Origin of the sequence: Paenibacillus sp. 7516, from assembly GCF_002272715.1 — a bacterium.
GTDB lineage: Bacteria > Bacillota > Bacilli > Paenibacillales > Paenibacillaceae > Paenibacillus > Paenibacillus illinoisensis_A.
In genome coordinates, this window is record NZ_NPBI01000015.1 from 1 (window position 1) to 1,292 (window position 1,292).

Annotated in this window: 2 protein-coding genes and 1 pseudogene; all 3 read left to right on the forward strand. The window is 29.4% G+C overall.

What is annotated here, in order from left to right; translation table 11 throughout:
• Window positions 1-480 (forward strand): annotated as a pseudogene (locus tag CHI14_RS15305) (hypothetical protein); the annotation flags it as partial.
• Between the two features lie 44 nt (window positions 481-524).
• Entirely contained in the window at window positions 525-1,100 is a 576-nt protein-coding gene (locus tag CHI14_RS15310) for a hypothetical protein (protein ID WP_095289383.1), read from the forward strand.
• Window positions 1,081-1,292: hypothetical protein (locus CHI14_RS30050; RefSeq protein WP_170948149.1), on the forward strand; the 212-nt coding region annotated here is incomplete at its 3' end. The genes CHI14_RS15310 and CHI14_RS30050, both read left to right, overlap by 20 nt.

Here is a 1,292-nt window from a genome sequence, read left to right on the forward strand (position 1 = left end):
GTTGATATAGCGTTAAGCTATTATAATAAGAGCTTGGAACTAGATGAGTTATCATTAGCAAGAATTTTTGTTGCTGAAATTTACTATCTAAGAGCTGAATTTGATACCTCTATTGAGGCGCTAGAAGCGATAGAATATAATTCGATCTCAAACGAAAATAAGATAGATCTATTAATTATATATGCGAAAAATGTAATGAGTACACAAAATGTAGAGAAAGTTAATTGGGTATTAAATGAGCTGAAACAATTGAAATTCGATTCTAAATACTTTAGCGACATTATAAATGAGTTGGTAATAAATTTACATGAATTACTCAATAAAACTAACTCAAAGAAAGAATTTGAACCATCACTAGTGAAGAGGATATTAGGTAAATTAAATGAATATGTTATGCTCGAACCTAACATTATGGGTTTTGGTTTAAATTTTAATAAGTTAATTGGAGATCTATTAACTGAGAAAAAAGAAAAAAAGTAATATGAAATCGGTTCGATGGTGCTAATAATCTTTCGTTTGATAGAATGATAGCCATTCACAATTTGGATAATTCTATTGAATATATTCTCAGAATAATTATAAGACATGTTGATTTTGAAGATATCACGGGAAAAAATTTAGAAACTTGTGAACTTGGTCAACTTGCTGGTGAAATAAATAAATTTCTGAAAGAGAAGTATTCGATAGAGCTGCCATATCTGTCAGAAATCAAATTATTAAGGCAATTAAGAAATCTTGTTCAACATGCTATGGTTGATCCAGCGACTGATATATCAAGATTCATTAATATAAGCCAAAGATTTTTTAACAAAGTCATGAGTAGTAAATTTGACACTAGATACTCTGAGATCAAATTGTCAAATTTGATTACTAATTCGCATCTGAAGCAATTTTTATTAACAGCTGAAGAGCTGATTGAACAAAAAAAATATATTGAAGCAATTGTCGCCTGTCGTGATGCCTTCGAAAATGCAATGAGCTTGAAAGACTTGGAGTCGACTCAAGATTATTTAATAAATTTGATGATTACTTGTCACACATTCCTTCTGAATATAAAGCAAATCATTCGGAAATGCATTAATGCAAAGACCTTGGATTAAAGACGATGCAGAATTTTGTTATTCTTTCGTATCAAATATCATTTTCAAGTGGCAACAAGAACAACTTGAACTAATATATGAAATCAAGATTGATCCTAAATGGAGCAAGCAATCTAGAATTGAACATTTAGGAAATGTAGAATTAATAGCAATTGAACATGGATGTGAATATTTATTAGCAGATAATGATAA

Coding starts and splice junctions, on each gene's coding strand:
- CHI14_RS15310 (WP_095289383.1), top strand. CDS start 525: ATGATAGCCATTCACAATTTGGATAATTCTATTGAATATATTCTCAGA.